Here is a 19694-nt window from a genome sequence, read left to right on the forward strand (position 1 = left end):
TGCTTTTTAAAATTCATTATCGTAATATTTCCACCCACCCTTTGTAAATCTTCGTGCCATCCGCTTTTTTCACTTCCAGTGTATAAAAATAACTGCCCGCATTTAATCCTGTGCCGCTCCAGTTATTCTGATAATCCTTTGACTGATATACCATTGCTCCCCAACGATTGTAAACATACAGACTGGCAGAAGGGTACTTTTTCAATCCCCCGATATCAAACATTTCATTCTTTCCATCTCCGTTAGGTGTAAACACATTCGGGATAATCAAAACATCGCCTTCAACGCTGATTGTGGCAACGGCCTTGTTATCTTCAGGTTTATCTTCGTTCTCTTTTGCAACAGCGCTGGCTGTATTCACAAGAGAGCCTCCATCCGTAGCATGACAAACCATTGTCATTTCAACTGTTTCACCGATCTCCAGCTGCCCTATCTCCCATGTAACTATGCTGCCATTCTGGTTCACCAAACCTTTTAAAGTCGCGGTAACCGGATTGAGTTCTATAGCACCTGGCAGGTTATCTGTCATTACAACTTCAGTAGCTGGTACATTACCATTATTGGTGACGGTTATACGATAAGTAATATCCTGACCTATAATGTATGGTGCAGGCTGAACAACTGTCTTGGTCACCACCAGATCTACCTTCGGCTGGTCATTATCAACCACATTAACCGAAGCTGTATTGTTTGTACCCACCATAAATGGTAATGGACTACCATTTACACCTGTGATGGTCAGTATTACGTTTTCATCTCCCTCTACCAGCTTATCATCTATCACTTTAACAGGGATAGCAACATCACCTTCACCAGCAGCAATGGTCACTTCTGCCGGTGGTGTTTCATAATCCTCTCCGCTGGTTGCCGTACCGGAAAGTGTGTAAGAGATGGTAATGGGAACACTGGTCAATTTACCAGGTGCTACTCTCACTTTAAATCCGCCATTCTTATCCGGTTCGGCAGCACCCATACCGTTAATACCATTAGATGCATCTCCATCATTATCCTCCGGACCTACACTCATATCGGTATCATCATCATCGTCTATAATTATTCCGGCTGTATTTCTTGTACCTATTACAAAAGGAAGCGGTGGACTGCTAATTCCGGTGATAGCGACTGTCACTGTTTCATCTCCCTCTATCAGGTTATCATCGATCACTGTAACAGGAATTTCAGCCCCGTTGTTACCAGCTTCTATCCTCACTGTACCAGAAACCGATCTATAATCCGTACCATTCAAAGCAGTACCTGTAATGGTATAAGTAATATTAATAGGTACACTGGTTTTCTTACCTGGAGCAACACTTACCGTAAATCCGCCATTTTTATTAGGTTCAGCGGCATTCACACCATTGATACCATTAGAAGCATCACCATCATTATCACCAATGCCCACATTCATATCGGTATCATCATCATCTTTTATTATGATTGATGCCGTTTTCTGTGTACCCATTGTAATTGGAAGAGTGGTAGTGATCTTATCTATTGTCAGGATCACCGTTTCTGTGCCTTCTATCAGATCATCATCGATCACTGTTACCGGGACGGGCACACTGTTTTCTCCTGCAGCAATCGTAGTTGTAAGAGGAAGAGACGTATAATCAGTACCGTTTGCGGCTGTACCTGAGATAGTGTAAGTAATAACTACCGGCAACGTAGTAATTTTTCCCGGAGCAAAGCTAAGGGTAAAACTACCATTCGTATTCGGTTCTGCTGCATTAATACCATTGATACCATTGGAGGCATCTCCATCCTGATCACCAATGTCCACTGTTGTAATATCATCATCAGCGATAGTGACTGTAGCAGTATTTGTAGTAGCAGTAAATGTAAATGGTGCATCTACAGCGGTGATCGTTAAGATCACTTTCTCATCCCCTTCTATCAGGTTATCATCCAATACCGGTACAGAGACAGGCACACTATTCTCTCCCACAGGAATGGTGGCAGTAAGCGGAATACTGGTATAATCTAATCCATCTTTTGCAGTACCGGTGATGGTATAAGTAATCACAATAGGCACACTGGCCAGTTTGCCCGGAGCCATGCTAAGTTTGAACTCACCGTTATTCGACGGTTCTGCAGCACTGGCATCACTGGCAGTAGCCATAATGTTCAAGTCGGTATTATCATTATCTTTTATCGTTACAATAGCTGTACTGGTCGCATTATATGTAAATGGCAGAGAAGGAACGGAACTTACACCTGTGATAGTTAAGATCACTGTTTCAGGGCTCTCTATCAGGATGTCATCAATTACGGTTACAGGAATAGAATAACTGTCGCCATTAACCGGAATAATGGCCGTTAATGGGATACTGGTATAATCTTTCCCATCTTCAGCAGTTCCTGTGATAGTATAAGTAACGGTAATGGGTACCCCTGTGAGTTTACCCGGCGCAATGCTGATCTTGAATTCACCGTTATTGGAAGGTTCTGCAGCATCAGGATCACTGGCAGTAGCCACTACATCCATATCTGCATTATCATCATCATCCTCTATAATTATCCCTGCTGTATTTTGTGTTCCTATTACAAAAGGAAGTGGTGGACTGCTAATACCGGTAATTTTGACTGTCACTGTTTCGTCTCCCTCTATCAGATTATCATCGATCACTGTAACAGGAATCTCAGCGCTGTTGCTACCTGCATTAATTGTAACAGTCCCGGAAGCATTCACATAGTCCGTGCCATTGATGGCAGTACCTGTGATAGTATAAGTAATTACAATAGGCACACTGGTTTTCTTACCCGGTGCTATGCCGACTGTAAACCCGCCATTTTTATTAGGTTCAGCAGCATTCACGCCATTGATACCATTAGAAGGATCTCCATCATTATCACCAATGCCTACATTCATATCGGAGTCATCATCATCTTTTATTATGATCGATGCCGTTTTTTGCGTACCTGTTGTAATTGGAAGAGTAGTAGTGATCTTATCTATTGTCAGGATCACTGTTTCATCGCCTTCTATCAGATCATCGTCGATCACATTTACCAGGACATCAACTTTGTTATCCCCAGGATTAATAGTCGCGGTAAGTGGCAGGGTTGTATAATCAGTACCGTTTGCAGCTGTGCCTGAGATAGTGTAAGTAATAACTACCGGCATTGTGGTAATTTTTCCCGGAGCCAGGCTAAGGGTAAAACTACCATTGGTATTCGGTTCTGCTGCATTAATACCATTAATACCATTGGAGGCATCTCCATCCTGATCACCAATATCCACTGTTGTATTATCATCATCAGCGATAATGACAGTCGCGGTATTTGTAGTGTTAAATGTAAATGGCGCATCTACAGCAGTGATTGTTAAGATCACATTCTCATCTCCTTCTACCAGCTCATCATTCAATACCGGTACAGAGACAGGTACACTGTTTGCTCCCGCAGGAATGGTAGCAGTAAGCGGTATAGTTGTATAATCCGTTCCATTAGTAGCAGTACCTGTAATGGTATAAGTAATCACAATAGGAACACTGGCTAATTTGCCGGGAGCAATGCTGAGTTTGAACTCACCGTTATCCGATGGTTCTTTAGCACTGGCATCGCTGGCAGTAGCCACAATGTTCATGTCTGTATTGTCATCATCAGCAATTGTTACAGTAGCTGTTTTAGCCGGATCATATGTAAATGGCAACGGAGTAATTGCAGGAGTAGAAGTTACACCCGTGATTGTTAAGATCACTGTTTCAGCGCCCTCTATCAGGTTATCATCTATAACAGATACCGGGATCGAAACACTGCTGCCGTTAAGCGGAATAAGAGCTGTTAGCGGGGGACTGGTATAATCTTTCCCTCCTTCGGCAGTTCCTGTAATAGTATAAGTAACTGTAATGGGAACACCCGTTAGTTTTCCCGGTGCAATGCTGATATTGAATGCACCATTATCGGAAGGTTCTGCAGCATTGGGATCACTAGCTGTAGCCACTACATTCATATCTGCATTATCGTCATCAACAATATTAACAGTAGCAACAGCTGGAGTACCTGGTACGAATCCCGACGGACTGGTAATAGCAGAGGTAGCACTGGTGATTGTTAAGATTACTGTTTCATTTCCTTCTATCAGGTTATCATTCTGTACCGTAACTGGAACAGGTATTGAAGAGGCCCCAGCCGGAATGATAACAGAAAGCGGTATAGTTGTATAATCCGTTCCATTAGTAGCAGTTCCGGTAATAGTGTAATTCACTGTAACGGGCACACTAGCTACTTTCCCGCCAGGCAGTGTAATTGTGAATGTACCATTATCGTTAGGTTCCGCAGCATTGGGGTCGGTAGCGGCAACAGTGATCCCCATATCTGTATTATCATCGTCTGCAATTGTAACAGTACCCACAGCAGGGGTACCCGGTGTAAACAGGACGGGGGTAGCTGAAAGCGTACGACCGGAAGAGATAGTGAAAATCGCCTTCTCATCTCCTTCAATAATAAGATCATTTATGACCTCCACAAGTATAGGATCGGTACTATTTTGGCCTGCTGGTATTAAAGTGGCAGTACCAATTAACCTTTTATAATCGACGATATTAGTGGCGCTACCTGATATGGTATAAATTAGAGCAATTCCTTCCGAACAGGTGTAACCAGCCGGTAAGCTGATCCTAAAACTCCCGTTTATATTAGGTTCTGCGCCGTCCGTTATATTAGTGATAGTCAGAACGCGATTCGCAGGAATATTGTCATTATCCGTGATATAAGCAACATTGTCAGCAGTAATAAATGTAAAAGCCATACCGCTCGTTACCCCGGTACCACTCACCAATTTGAGTCTTATATCTTCCTTATTTTCTATTACTTTATCATCTGTTATAGGAATCTGCAATGATGCTCCGGAGTTACCCACGGGTATTATAAATGATCCACTTAAAGTAGTATAATCGATTCCGTTTTCAGCATCCCCTTCGAGAGTGTAGGTAATTCTAACATCTTCTGTAGCAACAATCCCTGCCGGCAGACTGAGATAGAATGCAGCATTTTTAGTATTTGAAGGATCTTCTTCACCATCAGTGATACTGGTAATAGCAACCGTGTTATCATTATCAATTATAGCTACTGTCACACCAATATTAGGGCCGACTCCATAGAGAAGACTCCCCGTAGCTCCTGTAGCACTAAGCAGTTCCACTTCAAACGATTCTTCTCCTTCTATCTTTGCATCATCTACGATTGGGATATTTACCGTTGCAGAAGACATGCCTTTTTTAATAACAGCTGTAAGACCGAAAGAGCTATAGTCATCTGAATCTGCTGGCTTGGCAGGAGGTAAACTTCCTGTAACCTTATAATACACTGTAATATCTTCTCCGGCAATATATCCACTGGGAAGAGACATCTTAATGGCGCCATTCGTCCCTCCTTCTTCACCATTTACCGGGTCTTCCAAAAATATATTCCGGCTAACGGTATTATAATCATCATCAGTAATTATCAACGTCGAACTTCCGGACACAGGGATAACAGTGCCTGAGGTCGTTGTAGTTGCTGATAATAATGTAACGGTAACTGTTTCATTAGGTTCAAGGATCATATCATCCAGCACACTTACCGGCAGTGGGGCACTTGGAGTCCCTGCAGGAATATTTACACTGGTCTGGATGGTATAATCTGCACCATCTGTTGCTGTTCCGGATACCGTGTACGTTACAGTAACGTCCTCAGTTACAGGTATAGTACTATTCAGGAAAACAGTAAAACTGCCATTAGCAGGACTAGCACTTTCGGCACCATTAACAGGAGACCCGATTGTTACTTCGGGATCAGCAAAACGCTTACCTGCAGATAATTCCAGCTGCTTAAGAAAATTGCCGGATGTAAAATCCCAGCGGGTTATTAAGTTAGCCAGCAATGACTGACTTCCTGCCAACAGGAACAGCAGCATCAAAAACCCTGCTAACAGGAAACTTTTGAGAATTGATTTCATAGGGAACAGGACTTACATGACGCATAAAAGTTGCAGCATATCTGAAAGACTACCTCAACAATAAAATGATCCGTATGCTTACTTGCCACACATATACCGCCAAAGAAAAAGTATCAGTGTAAAATTGTACAGAGATATGGGTTTTCTAAGGTCATAGGTCTTAAATTCTAGCTTGTGTCAAGGCTAATGTATGGGTTCTTATTTAAAATAAAAGCATCTACTCACTAAATGAGATGCCATTTTTGCAGATATATTTCACAACCCATTATAAATGATTTAAATACGTTTTCTGCAATACTCAATTGCTTTAAGTAGAAAGTAGTAGATTTTATGTCCAGTTATAGATAGCAGGGATGCTTGGGAAGGTTAAGAATACAGATAGAAAAGCCCGGAATTACTTCCAGGCTTTTCTATCTGTAAAAGATATTTTATCTCGTTGGTAAATTCAATGTTACACGTGCAAAATAGAAAGAACCCAGTGTACCCATTTGTACAGAGGCATATTTAAACACACCGAAATAGCTGTTGTCATAAACCTGTTTATCCGGGAATACATCCAGCAGATTATTAGCACCGATGGTAAATGTAACCGGCTTTATATTATAACTCAGCGAAAGGTCTGTCACTACTTTTCCTTTATGGATCTGTACTTCACCAAAAGGGAAACTGTTACGGGATACTTCTCCGAAATATACATTGCGCAATAACACACTGAATTTTTTGTAACTGTAGGTCAGTGATAAATTAGCTTTGATCCTGGGCGTACCTTCAGTAATCAGTATACTATCGTTTGGAGAAAAGAAGATCTGTTCCTGCCCTTTCAATGCAGCAGGTACATGCGTACCGGTGATGGTATTCTTATTGTAATTCAGTCCCAGCGAAGCATCAAAACCATGTGCACCGGATTGAATGTTATAGTCTGCCACTACATCTATTCCTACCGTTCTGGTATCTACGCCATTACTGAAAAAGCGGGCAGAATTTGCACCCAGCGGATTGATAATATTTTGAATAGCATCAACCGGATTTCCCTCAGGATCATAACCGAAGCTACCGGTTAATACGATTCTGTTTTTAATTTCTGTGAGATAACCATCTACAGAAACATTAAAGTTCTTTGCAGGTTGTGCTGTAAATCCCAGGCTATAATTTAATGAGGTTTCCTGTTTAAGTTCAGGTATGCCCAGCGCTTTGGCCACCGGGCTTCCATTGGTAAAAAAGCCAGATTGTCCAAGGGTATTGTCTGGCAGTATATCCGTACTGATATAGCTGAAATACTGCTGATGCAAAGAAGGTGCCCGGAAGCCATTACTGAAAGCACCCCTTACATTGAAGATATGGGATATCTTATAGCGGGTAGCCAGTTTACCACTGAAGGCTGTTCCGAAATCACTGTAATTTTCCAGACGGGTAGCTCCGCTGATCAGCCATTTGGAAGTCACATCCAGTTCAGCATCAGCATAGATACCGGTATTGCTCCTGCTCTTATGAATGGCGTTATCCGGAGAAAATCCCGGAAAGGATTGTGAGCCACCCGCCAGACCGGAAGGATTGGAAAAAGTACCATCACCATTGTCTACCAGTGCATAGTTTTTCCAGGAAGCCTCTTCACCCGCACGGATGCGGTAATCGTCCAACCTGAACTCCGCACCGAAAGCCAGGTTCAAACCAGCAGCTACATTATCGAAATACCGGCTTACATCGAAATTAGTCGTGTTCTGTAAGAACTCATGTCCACCCGCCTTGAAGTGAGTAGGAGAAGCATCCTGTAAGGAAGCGTTCACGGTATGATCTACCTGATAATCGAAACGGTTGTCACCCAGGGTATTGCTCAGATCAGCATTCCACCTGCCCAGCTTTTGCTTTAGGCCTACAACAATGGAGCGGTCATGAATCCGTGAGTCTGTCGTAGGCTGAAAACCATCAGGATAAATACTATATACATTTACGGTAGCATCGCTGGGTAACCGGCGAAAGCCGAAGCCTTCTCCCTGCCGGTAGTTATATCCTCCGAAAGAATAAAATTCGCTCTTACCATTTTTAAACGGCAATGACAGGTTAAAAAAAGTACTCCCGTTTTTTATTTTTGCATCTCCTATCTGGAAATTGAAATCATTTCTTTTCAGTCCTTTCTGCTTCAGCATATCATCATCATATTTACGGGAAGCTGCCGGATCATCTGTAAAATCGTATGCGAAATAGTTATTGAGAGATGACTGGTCAAAGATGATCAGGTTGTTATTTTGTGCCCGCGTTGTTTTATCGCGGTAAGAACCTTCAGCAGTGATGTTCAGATAACCACCCTGTTTACCTAAACCGGTACCGTAATTCAGGTTGAGTTGTCCTAATCCCCCATCGCCACGGGAAGTAGCGCCACCTGTAGCAGATACAAAAAGCTGATGGGTATTCTGCTTCAGTACAATATTGATTACACCGGCAATAGCATCAGAGCCATATTGTGCAGAAGCACCATCGCGCAGTACTTCTATACGTTTAATTGCAGATGCCGGGATGGCGTTCAGGTCTGTTCCTACAGAACCGTTACCTACTGTACCCTGGTTATTCACCAGCGAAGTGGTATGCCTGCGTTTACCATTCACAAGTACAAGCAACTGATCGGGACCTAATCCCCTGATGCTGGCAGGATCAATATGTTCACTACCATCAGAAGAAGATTGCCTGTTTGAATTGAATGAAGGGGAAACGTATTGTAATAACTGGTTCAGGTCATTCTGGGGAGATTGCGTTTGCAGGCTTGAGATGTTAAAAACATCTATGGGAGCAACAGTATTCAGTCTGGTACGGCCACTGCTGCGTGAACCTACGAGTACTACCTCATTCAGGTTATGTAATGATGATTGCAGGATGATGTTATAATCTCCACTGGTTTTTCGTAGTTGCGTATAGGTTTCAAATCCTATAGAACTAACGATGAAGTGTTTATCCTGATCAGCAAGGGTCAGTTCAAAAGTACCATCTTCTTTACTTGTAGCACCGTTACCTGAAGGGGAAGCCACGATACTTGCACCTGCAACCGGTTTATTATTGCTATCAAGTACCTTCCCGGTTATACGCTGAGCGCTTGCAGATCCTGTTATCAGTAAAAGGAAAAGGATTAAATATCTGATCATTGAGTTTATTTTTTAGGTTTCAGGGTTACTTCTACACTCCATTCGCTGCCGCTGCCAATATGATAAATATCCGCAAAGCTACCCTGGTTGAGAGCAAATGATAACTGCAGCAAGCTATTCAGGTAACTTAGTGGTTTACCTTTTGGTACTGCCCCAAACGTCTGACTGTAAGGCGCATCGCCTTCATATACTTTCTTACCGGAATGGAAAATAATTACATGCAGGATATCGCCGTATTGTGGGTGCAATTGGTTTAAGAGATCACCGTTGATGTTAGTCCAGATATTGCCATATTGAACGTCCAAAATGGAGATATTACCTTTCAGCTTAGCTCCTGCCAGGGTAGCCTGCTGATAAGGGATTTTAACCACTTCTTTAGGCAGTGCAGGACCTACCTGCTCATAAGTGATAGCACCCGCAGCCAGCCGGGCACCGGTGTACGCATATACATCCCTGCCATGAAAAGTGTAGGACTTCTGAGAGTCTTTACGACGGTTTACCGCTTCATCTATTTCACGTATTTCAGCAATCCCTAATGATTCCGCTATCAGGGTAAGTGTACCATTATCTGGCGTAACGATGAACTGTCCCGTGTTTGTTTTCAGTACCACTGATTTCCTGGTAGTACCTACACCCGGGTCTACTACGGATACGAATACTGTACCAGCAGGCCAGTAGGGAACGGTTTGCTGGAGGCGGTAAGCCGCTTCCCAGATGTTATAGGCCGGGATTTCATGGGTAAGGTCGTATAGTTTAAGATCGGCAGAAACGCCTGATGCTACGCCTTTCATGGCTGAAACAGCACCATCTTTTAAACCGAAGTCTGATTGAAAAACGACAATCTTATTTTGGGAGAAGGACTGGCTGCTAACCAGGAGGAATAATATGATACCAAGAACTTTTTGCATATTTTTTCTCATGAACACTGTTTTATTAGTCTACAAAGCTAGTGGATTGAATTAATTAAAAGATAACATCTGAAAAGTAAAACACAAATTATGAGTGGAAAGTTCCAGCACCTGGGTATGCAGAGATAAACTTCAGGTCCACCTTCTCATGATTTCAGGAAAACAAATTAATCGCAGGTGTTCACAGCTAATAATTTCACATTAAAATTATCATACTACATAATAACATAGAAACCAATATTAAATCACCAACGCAGTGATGCTATTAGTACGTTAAAAGTGATCTAAGTCTGCTGTAGTAGTACCTTTGCAGTAGTATAAGCCTTATATAAGCCATATCCTAGTCTTATTTTAGTCTTATATAAGCCATATCTATAAAGATATGGCTTATATAAGATCAGATATCAGCTTAAATATCTTTAAAATTACTCTTTTAGATAAGTCTCCTTACTCTTAGGGCAGGTACAGCTCTGCCTTATCATGCGTTTAAATGACAGGGGTTCCGTTCTTTTTGCAACTATGATTCTCTCTTATTCCCTTAAAAATTTTGGGAGTATAAATAATCTTAATACTTTTACATACCAAATGGTCGGTTTTTAAACTTATAACATGGAACAAAAAAAGAAAAATCCAAAAACACTTCTAATAGTACTATTGGTGGCGGTAATTATCGCCGGGGCAGGCATTTACTACTGGATAAAAAGTGCTGCCTATGAAACAACAGACAATGCTCAGCTGGACGGGAACATTGAGCCTGTCAGGTCGAGCGTAACAGCTTATATAACCAGCATTCGTTTCCAGGATAACCAGGAAATCAAAAAGGGCGATACGTTGATTGTATTTAACACAACTGCTCTGGAGGCAAAAGTGAAACAGGCAACAGCGGCTCTTGAAAATGCGAAAGCCAGTCTTAGTATATCGGATATCAAAGCACTGGCAAGTTTGGAAAATGCACATGCTTCTATGCTAACAGCTGAATCCAACCAGCAAAATATCCTTGCTGCGAAAGCAAATCTGGATAAGGCGGAGCTGGACCTGGCCCGTGTAAGCAATCTGTTGAAAATCAAAGCTGCTACCCAGGAACAATATGAAACGGTCTTAAACCGGCTGCAAACCAGCAAAGCAGACTATGCCCAGGCTATCAGCAGGCAACAATCTTCCGTATCTACATCGCAGGGATTAACAACAAATGCGAAGGCAGAAAAAGGCCAGATTACAGCTGCACAATCTATCGTAAAACAAAAAGAAGCAGAACTGGTATTGGCAGAGGAAGATCTGAGCCATGCCTACATTATAGCTCCGCTGGATGGAATTGTGACCAAACGCTCGGTTCAGGAGGGACAGTACATCTCTGCAGGACAAACCCTCTGTGCGCTGATTGATAATAAACATCTCTGGGTTTCTGCCAATATCAAAGAAACACAGCTGTCAAAAATCAAACCCGGACAATCCGTTGATATCAAAATTGATGCATATCCCGATCTGAAGTTAACAGGTAAAGTGGCTTCCTACGCAGGTGCTACCGGCTCTAAATTCTCACTATTACCTCCAGATAACGCTACCGGCAACTTTATCAAGATCACCCAGCGTTTTCCTATCCGCGTAAGTATCGATCCTTTTTTTGGGTCCGAAAACAAACCAACCGTTCTGTTTCCTGGATTAAGTGCCTTCTTAAAAATTAAAATTGACTAAGATGACTGCTCCGAAGTATCCTACGGGTGCTACAAAGGCCATACTCGTAGCTACAGCCATTTCCTGTGCGATACTGGAACTGATAGATACCACTGTGGTAAACGTATCCCTCCGTGAAATAAGTGGCAGCATTGGGGCTACTACCACCGAAATTGCCTGGGTAATCACGGCCTACAGCATTGCCAACGTGATTGTGATTCCCTTATCCGGAATGTTCTCTAACTTCTTTGGCCGTAAAAACTACTTTACAAGCTCTGTTGCCATCTTCACATTCGCCTCTTTAATGTGCGGACTCTCTGCAAACTTATGGGTTCTCGTATTCTGGCGTTTCATTCAGGGACTGGGCGGTGGTGGATTACTCTCTACTGCCCAAAGCATTATCATGGATGCCTTCCCTCCGGAGAAAAGAACTACCGGCTTAATGATCTTCGGTCTTGGCGTTATTTTAGGACCTTCCTTCGGGCCGGCACTCGGTGGCTACATTACAGATAACTTCTCCTGGCATTGGATCTTCTTCCTCAATATTCCTATCGGTATAGCGGCTGCATTCCTCTCCTGGCGGTTTGTTCCAAACCTGGAAAATGCGGAGAAACCAACCATCGACTGGCTCGGCATCTTCTTCCTGGTAATAGGCATTGGCTCCCTCCAATATGTACTTGAAGAAGGCTCCTCGAAAGACTGGTTTGAAAGCACTGAAATTACCTGGCTTGCAATAACTGCACTGATCTTTATGACAGCATTCGTGATCCGGGAACTCAGCATTGATTATCCTGCTGTAAACCTTCGCCTGTATAAGAACTTCAATCTCGCATTAGGTAACGGAATGAATTTAATGACCGGGATCATCTTCAACGGAACGTTGTATGCCTTCCCCCTGTTTGTGCAGCTTTCACTTGGCTGGACTGCTACTCAAACAGGAGCATTTATGATCCCCGGTTCATTGGTGGCCATACCTGCCATGATTACCATAAAAGTACTTACAGATAATAAAGGATGGAATCCAAAGTTCATCATTATGATTGGGATGATAATGACTGCAATTCCACTCTTTTTTATCTCTTTTTCATCTCCGGATTCCAACAGCAGCAATTTCTTCTGGCCATTCATTATGCGCGGCTTTGGAGCATTGTTTATGGTCTTACCGGTACTGGGGCTGGCAACGGCTGGTTTAACAGGTAAAAACCTGGCACAGGCAATTGGTTTGTCTAACATGTTCCGTCAGTTAGGTGCTGCATTGGGAGTAGCACTGATGGGCATTTATGTCAATCATAATAATGCCTTTGTACGTAGTAACATGGTTGGTAATATCAGTGACTACAATCCTTTAAGTACTGATGCAATATCGTCTTATACTCAAAGCTTCCAATCTGGAGGATTCAGTCCCGATGAGGCAGGAAACATAGCATACCAGTTGGTAGACAGTGCACTTACCAAACAGCAATTACTCGTGAGCTATAATCAAAGCTTCATGACAGCTGCAATAGCAATACTACTCTGTATTCCTCTCGTACTGCTTATCCGCTATAAAAAAGGCCAGCATTCAGCAAAATCTGATATGGCTCATTAATCAGATTATATAATCATCATAATGAAAAAGATCCTTTTCATATTATTCATCACACTTCCGTTTCTCTCTTATGCACAATTGCCTATCTCCCTGCAACAGGCGATGGATATGAGTTTGAAAAACAGGTATGATATCCATGCGAATCAATATAATATCCTGATATCAGGTAACGAGATCAGTAAAAATAAAAAAGAATGGTTACCTGATATCAATGGTTCAGGCGATATCCGCTATAATATTCAGTTTCAGGCGACATATATCCCTGCAGGTTTTGGAGGTTCAGATAAACCTTCTCTACTTGCACTGGCACCAAAGAATGTTACCGTCTTCGGTCTTGATCTCCATCAGAACATCTACAATCCCGGTATCAGCAATGATATAAAGATTGCTAAAAACAATCTGGCATTACAGCAGGAGAAAAACCGCGCAGACGAAATAACAATCAAAACACAGGTGAGTGAAGCTTATCTGAATGTATTGCTGAAACAACTGCAATATAAAATAGCTACTGATGATGAAAACCGGTATAAAGAATACTTTCAGCTGGCAGAAGGTAAATACAACCAGGGAGCATTGATTGAAAATGATTTCCTGCATGCAAAACTGGATTATGAGAATGCCAGGTTGCAAAGTACCACAGCAAAGCAGAATAATGACCTGGCAATTGATAACCTCAAATACCAGCTGAATGTTCCTGTAAACACCATCCTTTTACTTACCGATTCATTAAACTCACAGAATGTATTAAACAATCCTGCTCCTGGAGAAAGAACAGAGATCAGGCAGTTAATGCTGGAACAACAGAACAATACATTGCAGTTGCAGAAGATCCGTCAGAGTGTATTACCTACCCTGGCATTTACAGCAAACTATTCCCAACAGTTTCTCTACGATAATTTTAATTATACAAAAAGTGAATGGTGGGCACCATTCAGTTATGTGGGACTGAAATTAAACGTACCCATTTCTGCTCATTTCAAAAATAAGAGCACCATCAGGGAATATCAATACAGAATCAGTCGGACGGATTGGGAACTAAAACAAAAGACTGCGGATGTGGAGAATGATATCCGGACTGCTCAAACATCACTTAACAATGCACTCCAGAATGTAGAGACAACAAAAAGAAACTATGAGCTATCCAACATTATTTACAGGAATCAACAACAACAATTCACTGCAGGATCATTTGAGTACAGCAATTTGTTAGATACAGAGAAATCCCTTGCTACCGCAGAACAGAACTATATCAGGGCGGTATATGATTGCCTGCTGGCAAAGATTAATTTACAAAAGGCTCAGGGGAATTTATAATTTAAGCTGAATTAGATTAAATTTGGTAGCACACATTCTATAAATGATGGCTATCAAACTTATCCGGGTAAATAAGTCGGACGTTACAACCTTAAAGAATCTTTCCAGACAAACCTTCATTGAAACTTTTGCCAGCGATAACACAGCAGAAAATATGCAGTATTACCTGGACAAAAGTTTTAATGAGGAGAAACTGACTGAAGAAATTAATAACCCCAATTCTGCATTTTATTTTGCAATGTTGGATAATCAACCCATAGGTCATTTAAAACTAAACTTCGGACCCGCACAAACAGAATTAAAGGAAAATAACGGAGTAGAAGTAGAACGGATCTATGTATTAAAGGATTTCCAGGGTCAGAAAGTAGGACAGCTACTTTTTGATAAAGCAATTCAAATTGCCAGGGATAGAAACGCTGAATATATATGGTTGGGAGTTTGGGAGAAAAACCTAAAAGCAATAGCGTTCTATACTAAGAATGGATTTGTTCAGTTTGGAGCGCATGCTTTCCTTGTAGGTGATGATGAACAAATTGATATTATGATGAAACTGGTTTTGACACCAGTTATTTCTCCGTCATAAGCTGTTTATTGCTTTAATAATCATTAATAAACTATTTTTTTTGGGAGAATCTGAAAGCCACTCCAACATAGATTTAGTGTCAAATTCCTTTAAATATTCTTCATTCATTCTCAAGTCCTCCAGTAAATAATTTATTGCATTTTTCTGACTTCTCAGTATTACACCTGAAGTAGTAACGGCCTTATCAAATAGGGCTTTTTCAGGTGAGGCTACTAATGCATACTGTTCATCCGATAACTTCATCCGTCGGATTCCAAAAGAATAATAAGGCAATGGGAGATGATTGTAACTAAATAAGCCTATAGGAGTTATGAAATTCTGTGATGCTTTAACAGTTACAGATGAGATTTCATATACTCGTTCAGGAATTAATCCATAGTATGAAAGTGCCCTATCAAGAGAAACATAACTTGGGCCAAATATATGGTTAGCTAATAAAAAGGGCTCTGGTCTATTAGCTTTTATAGCGGGACCAGCAATATATAATCCCTTTTTAACAGATTCTAATATACCTTTTTGAAGTAATTCATACACTTTATCATTAGGTCTTTTGTAATCTTTTAGAAGTGATAATACGACCTGATGAGTTAAAGGTTGTGAAGAATAGAATTGTATGGCTTCATTAATATTCATACCCCAATTATATAATGTAAGAATGCTAAATTATAATAAGATAAACGGTCAATTTCCGATTATCCCATCATAATTTAACAACTATGATCAATTTTTCTTCTTTTTAGGTTTAGCAGCCTTTGCATCCTTATTAAATGCCAGTGAAGTTTTTACCCAGTAATCAAACTCCTTCTTAGTCCTGATAGCATCTTCATTCACATAAATATAACCTATCATTGTTTTACCACCATGTATCATAGGCCGGCATCCGGTTTTCTCAATTGAGGCAGCATAGTCTTCAGGACTTATACGACACATGATTTCCTCATCCCTTACACAAATGCACATTTTACCATTCACCATAAAGCACATACCCCCAAACATCTTCTTCTCTTCAATATCTCCGGCACCAGCAACGGCTTCTCTTACGCGATCAGCTAATTGTTCATTGTAAGACATAATTATGCATTTTTTTACAACAGAAATTCTTTTCTTCCTATGCTATTTTTGCATATCCGGAACATCATTTGACAATATATTCCCTGGCGATTTGATACGCCCTGTTTTTAAATCAAATAAAGAGGAATCATCAGACTTATTGTAAATGATCCGGATCAGATCATGATTAATAAAGGAAGCCCATTCAATAGATCGATTACCTGCAAATGGAAACTCAACAGACTTCCGTGTATTAAGGTCAGTAACTACTAAAAAATTTCTATCAATGATCAGGTGCTTGTCACCATAAAACATATTTCCAACAAAGTCTCTATCAGCTCTACCAAATTCGAACTTATCCAGGGTCAATGTATCTATTAAAAAAGACGGACTTTCTTTGGGAATAAAACAGAACCTGTTATCAGGATCTGAGAACTGATATTTATCCAGCTTTGTAGATGTCAGATTCCAACTTCCAAAGTAATCTGTTGTCCGATCCTCCCCATTAATAATGAGCTCCGCAACAAGTAGGTCACGGCCATTATTGGGCTCTTTATAATCTCCCAGATTCAATGTTATATGATTCCCATTATTTATTAAGGAATAAGGTTCAGTATATGGTACATAATCAGATTTGGTAAATTTCATACTGGATTCTTTTGGAAATTCCACATACGTCAAACATTCAATTTTCTGTATCAGATCTTTATTCTTCTACCAGGAATTTTGCAGTATGTGTAGGATCTCCTCCTGTCCATATCATCTCCAGGATATTCTTCTGACCCTCTAGTTTATAACTCCGGACAATCCATGCGGATGCACCTTCTCTTGCTATGCTGCGCGTTTCAATGATACGACCGGTATTTAAATCAAATAAAGAACACTCATTGGAATGATAATGAATGATACGGATAAGATCCGGATTGACAAAGTATGCCCACTCAATAGATGGTTCACCTTCAAATGGAAACTTGGTAGACTTGAGCGTATGAAGGTCAGTGACTATTAAGTGATCATTACAAACTACCAGATGTTTATCCCCATAAAATATATTTCCAACAAAATCAAAGTCGGCCTTTCCGAAATTCATTTTATTCAGTGTATCCGTATCTACCAACATTAATGATGATGATGCCGGAATAAAACAGAACCTGCCAGCAGGGTCCGAGAACTGATATTTAGTTAGTCCGAAAATGACTTTGTTTCCATCTCTCAAATAATCTGCTGTTCTATCTACACCGTTAATGATGAACTGAACAATATGCATCATAGGCCCCTGATCCGGGTCTGTCCAGTCAATTAACTTAAATTCAATATGATTCTCCTTATTCGTTACAGAATAATTATTAGGATGAGTTGGAGAAGGAATATTGTCAATCTTAGTAAACTTCATGCTTTATTTATTTCTTCCAAGTTAATAACCTTCAGATTACAGATATTAAAAGTAATCTATTTGGGTATAGTTTTGCAATAACGATTAAAGAATTTAAAGCATGGAAAATATGTACGTTGAGGTAGTTGGACGGGAATGTAAATACATAATAATGGTGCCGGGAATAAAATAATTTATCCCGGCACCATTATTATTATAAAGATTTATTTAGTGGTATACCTTGCCACGTACCCACCACCCGGTACTAGTTCCAGGGAAATAACATCGTGTGGCGCAGAGGAAGTATTTTCCATTTTCACTGCTCCTGAGCTGTCCAGAACATCTTTTACAATAGACGCCTTATAACTGGACGCTTGCAGGAAACTGAGAGGGATACTTAACTTTACCGGCTGATTGCCATTCATAATGGCCAGAAACCAGGTATTACCTTTACGCCGGGCATAAGCCGCTAATTGCCCTATTCCTGATTGCGGTAATACAATCGTTTCATCCCAGGTGGCAGGAATATCCTTTATCAGGTCTGCCGCCGGGTTGTCAAGGAGATGCTGAGGCAGGGTAGCATAGGTCAGTAAAGGCGCACTCAGGATAGCTGCGCTTGCTATCTGATGAGCCCAGGTAGTATTTTTCCTGCGTTCTCCAAAATGGACCACAGTGTATTCAGCAGGACCAGCCAGGAAACGCGTAAAGGGAATGGTTGTTTCATGTGTAGCCCTATCGACCAGTTTGCTGGCTTCCATGCCTTTTACTGCTTCCCGTGTTAGTTCATTCGGCCAGGTCCTGGCCAGACCAGTGGGCTTATTAGCTCCATGAAAATCCGTTAACAAATGATATTCTGCCGTTTCGTTCAGGATAGCCGTATATAGGTCCACCACCTCTTTAGCCTCATGATCAAAAAAATCGATCTTTACTCCTGTTATACCCAGATCATGGCATCGTTTGAAAAAAGCGAGACGTTCATTTTTATCCCGCAGGTTTTTAGAATGCTTCCATACCCAAATACCCACATGCTGTTTTTTAGCATCATTCACCACATCCCGGATCTGATCATCACTCCACTTTTCCCAAAAACCTTCAAGGATATTGTGCTCAAAACCTAAAGCAGCTGCCTTAGCCGAAAAAGCTTTCATTACCTCAGGCGTGCCTTCTCCACCGCCGTCCAGATACTTCCATACTGCACGGCCGGGCCTGATCCAGTCTGTTTGTATTCCGTTTGGAAAGAGCTTGGGATCGGGAGGCGGACAAAGATTATGAACCATATCATTGTTCACCATTTGATTCAGGTCTGCACCAATCATCACTACCCGCCAGGGAGTGGTAATAGTACCACTAACGGCTGCTGGTTTGGACAAACGGTTAACATCTTCTTCGCTGTAACGCAACTTGTAAGGATAAGAAACCGGTTGATGATGTGCAAGGCGAAGTACCAGTCCGCGATTCCCATTTGCCTCCAATGCCATACCGCTGTAGTTCACCAGGTTCGCTTCCGTAATAGCAACATAAATACCCTGTGGTAATTTTAAAGTAGCCGGTGGTGCCACCCATTCTCCTGCCTGCAATGCTGAAATAACCTTTTTTGTATGCACACTTTCGTAGTGCATTACCAGGTCATGATACCATATCTCGCTGCCCGTGGGAATATTAAATACTGTTGCTTCATCGGGAACACGGACCGCCTTTTCATCACCCGGAAGTATTGTCCGGAAGGCAATACCGTCATTGAACACACGCACATCCAGTGTATAATTTACAGATGATTGCTGCAGGGCGATGCTGGCACCTTCATAGTTATTGATGGCAAATGCATGTACTCCCAGCCAGGGATAACGTTCGTTGATCCTATAACGTTTAACCGTACCAGTTTTTACATCAGCTGTGAGTGTTTTGTTATCAACCGAGAAAATTATTGGTGAAACTTCAACAACAGGTATATTCTTGTAAATAACTGTATACTGCAGTTGGTGGTTGCTGACAAATAATCTGAACCGGATTTGTCCGTCCGGACTAGTAACAACCGTAGTATCGGCAGCAAAAGCTTTTGATATAAAGAAGGAACCAGCTAATATAATGCAAAGGAATAATTGCTTTTTCATAAGAGTTTCTAATAGTTAATTCCATGTG

General features: G+C 41.3%; 12 protein-coding genes. 4 read left to right on the forward strand and 8 right to left on the reverse strand.

Annotated elements, in window-relative coordinates:
* Nucleotides 1–16: 16 nt before the first annotated feature.
* From BM176_RS19850 to BM176_RS19860, 3 genes are all read right to left on the reverse strand, one after another.
* On the reverse strand, nt 17–5938 hold the full coding sequence (locus tag BM176_RS19850; RefSeq protein ID WP_090106034.1) for a Calx-beta domain-containing protein: 5922 nt from the start codon (nt 5936–5938) through the stop codon (nt 17–19).
* A gap of 428 nt (nt 5939–6366) precedes the next feature.
* A complete protein-coding gene (locus BM176_RS19855; protein ID WP_090106035.1) occupies nt 6367–9069 on the reverse strand; it encodes a TonB-dependent receptor in 2703 nt (900 codons plus the stop codon).
* A gap of 5 nt (nt 9070–9074) precedes the next feature.
* Nucleotides 9075–9977, reverse strand: a complete 903-nt coding sequence (locus BM176_RS19860) for an SAM hydrolase/SAM-dependent halogenase family protein (RefSeq protein ID WP_090106145.1) — start codon at nt 9975–9977, stop codon at nt 9075–9077.
* A gap of 609 nt (nt 9978–10586) precedes the next feature.
* On the opposite strand from BM176_RS19860, the gene BM176_RS19865 reads away from it, so the two are divergent.
* From BM176_RS19865 to BM176_RS19880, 4 genes are read left to right on the forward strand one after another with little or no spacing between them, the layout of a single operon-like run.
* Nucleotides 10587–11669, forward strand: coding sequence for an HlyD family secretion protein (locus BM176_RS19865; protein WP_090106036.1), 1083 nt, complete (start codon nt 10587–10589; stop codon nt 11667–11669).
* Nucleotide 11670: 1 nt separating this feature from the next.
* The gene (locus BM176_RS19870; protein ID WP_090106037.1) at nt 11671–13236 is read left to right on the forward strand and encodes a DHA2 family efflux MFS transporter permease subunit; all 1566 of its coding nucleotides are present in this window, start codon (nt 11671–11673) and stop codon (nt 13234–13236) included.
* A 21-nt stretch (nt 13237–13257) separates the two neighbouring features.
* A complete protein-coding gene (locus tag BM176_RS19875) occupies nt 13258–14550 on the forward strand; it encodes a TolC family protein (RefSeq protein ID WP_090106038.1) in 1293 nt (430 codons plus the stop codon).
* Between the two features lie 43 nt (nt 14551–14593).
* Nucleotides 14594–15133 carry a GNAT family N-acetyltransferase gene (locus BM176_RS19880; protein WP_090106039.1) on the forward strand — a complete coding sequence of 180 codons (540 nt, stop codon included), beginning with the start codon at nt 14594–14596 and terminating at the stop codon, nt 15131–15133.
* Here BM176_RS19880 and BM176_RS19885 read toward each other — a convergent pair.
* The 5 genes from BM176_RS19885 to BM176_RS19905 form a co-directional block, all read right to left on the reverse strand.
* Complete coding sequence (locus tag BM176_RS19885) at nt 15128–15766, reverse strand: type IV toxin-antitoxin system AbiEi family antitoxin domain-containing protein (protein ID WP_090106040.1); 639 nt, start codon at nt 15764–15766, stop codon at nt 15128–15130. The genes BM176_RS19880 and BM176_RS19885 overlap by 6 nt on opposite strands.
* An 87-nt stretch (nt 15767–15853) precedes the next feature.
* The gene (locus BM176_RS19890) at nt 15854–16204 is read right to left on the reverse strand and encodes a TfoX/Sxy family protein (RefSeq protein ID WP_090106041.1); all 351 of its coding nucleotides are present in this window, start codon (nt 16202–16204) and stop codon (nt 15854–15856) included.
* A 42-nt stretch (nt 16205–16246) separates the two neighbouring features.
* Entirely contained in the window at nt 16247–16831 is a 585-nt protein-coding gene (locus tag BM176_RS19895) for a hypothetical protein (protein ID WP_090106042.1), read from the reverse strand.
* Nucleotides 16832–16889: 58 nt separating this feature from the next.
* Complete coding sequence (locus BM176_RS19900) at nt 16890–17576, reverse strand: hypothetical protein (protein ID WP_090106043.1); 687 nt, start codon at nt 17574–17576, stop codon at nt 16890–16892.
* 203 nt (nt 17577–17779) lie between these two features.
* A complete protein-coding gene (locus BM176_RS19905) occupies nt 17780–19666 on the reverse strand; it encodes a glycoside hydrolase family 97 protein (protein WP_090106044.1) in 1887 nt (628 codons plus the stop codon).
* Nucleotides 19667–19694: the final 28 nt, after the last annotated feature.

Source organism: Chitinophaga sp. CF118 (genome assembly GCF_900112615.1).
In the GTDB taxonomy this organism is placed as follows: domain Bacteria; phylum Bacteroidota; class Bacteroidia; order Chitinophagales; family Chitinophagaceae; genus Chitinophaga.

What these genes read in the sequence shown, in the direction of transcription:
- BM176_RS19850 (WP_090106034.1), bottom strand. Translation starts at nt 5,938, where the DNA reads ATGAAATCAATTCTCAAAAGTTTCCTGTTAGCAGGGTTTTTGATGCTG.
- BM176_RS19855 (WP_090106035.1), bottom strand. Translation starts at nt 9,069, where the DNA reads ATGATCAGATATTTAATCCTTTTCCTTTTACTGATAACAGGATCTGCA.
- BM176_RS19860 (WP_090106145.1), bottom strand. Translation starts at nt 9,977, where the DNA reads ATGCAAAAAGTTCTTGGTATCATATTATTCCTCCTGGTTAGCAGCCAG.
- BM176_RS19865 (WP_090106036.1), top strand. Translation starts at nt 10,587, where the DNA reads ATGGAACAAAAAAAGAAAAATCCAAAAACACTTCTAATAGTACTATTG.
- BM176_RS19870 (WP_090106037.1), top strand. Translation starts at nt 11,671, where the DNA reads ATGACTGCTCCGAAGTATCCTACGGGTGCTACAAAGGCCATACTCGTA.
- BM176_RS19875 (WP_090106038.1), top strand. Translation starts at nt 13,258, where the DNA reads ATGAAAAAGATCCTTTTCATATTATTCATCACACTTCCGTTTCTCTCT.
- BM176_RS19880 (WP_090106039.1), top strand. Translation starts at nt 14,594, where the DNA reads ATGATGGCTATCAAACTTATCCGGGTAAATAAGTCGGACGTTACAACC.
- BM176_RS19885 (WP_090106040.1), bottom strand. Translation starts at nt 15,766, where the DNA reads ATGAATATTAATGAAGCCATACAATTCTATTCTTCACAACCTTTAACT.
- BM176_RS19890 (WP_090106041.1), bottom strand. Translation starts at nt 16,204, where the DNA reads ATGTCTTACAATGAACAATTAGCTGATCGCGTAAGAGAAGCCGTTGCT.
- BM176_RS19895 (WP_090106042.1), bottom strand. Translation starts at nt 16,831, where the DNA reads ATGAAATTTACCAAATCTGATTATGTACCATATACTGAACCTTATTCC.
- BM176_RS19900 (WP_090106043.1), bottom strand. Translation starts at nt 17,576, where the DNA reads ATGAAGTTTACTAAGATTGACAATATTCCTTCTCCAACTCATCCTAAT.
- BM176_RS19905 (WP_090106044.1), bottom strand. Translation starts at nt 19,666, where the DNA reads ATGAAAAAGCAATTATTCCTTTGCATTATATTAGCTGGTTCCTTCTTT.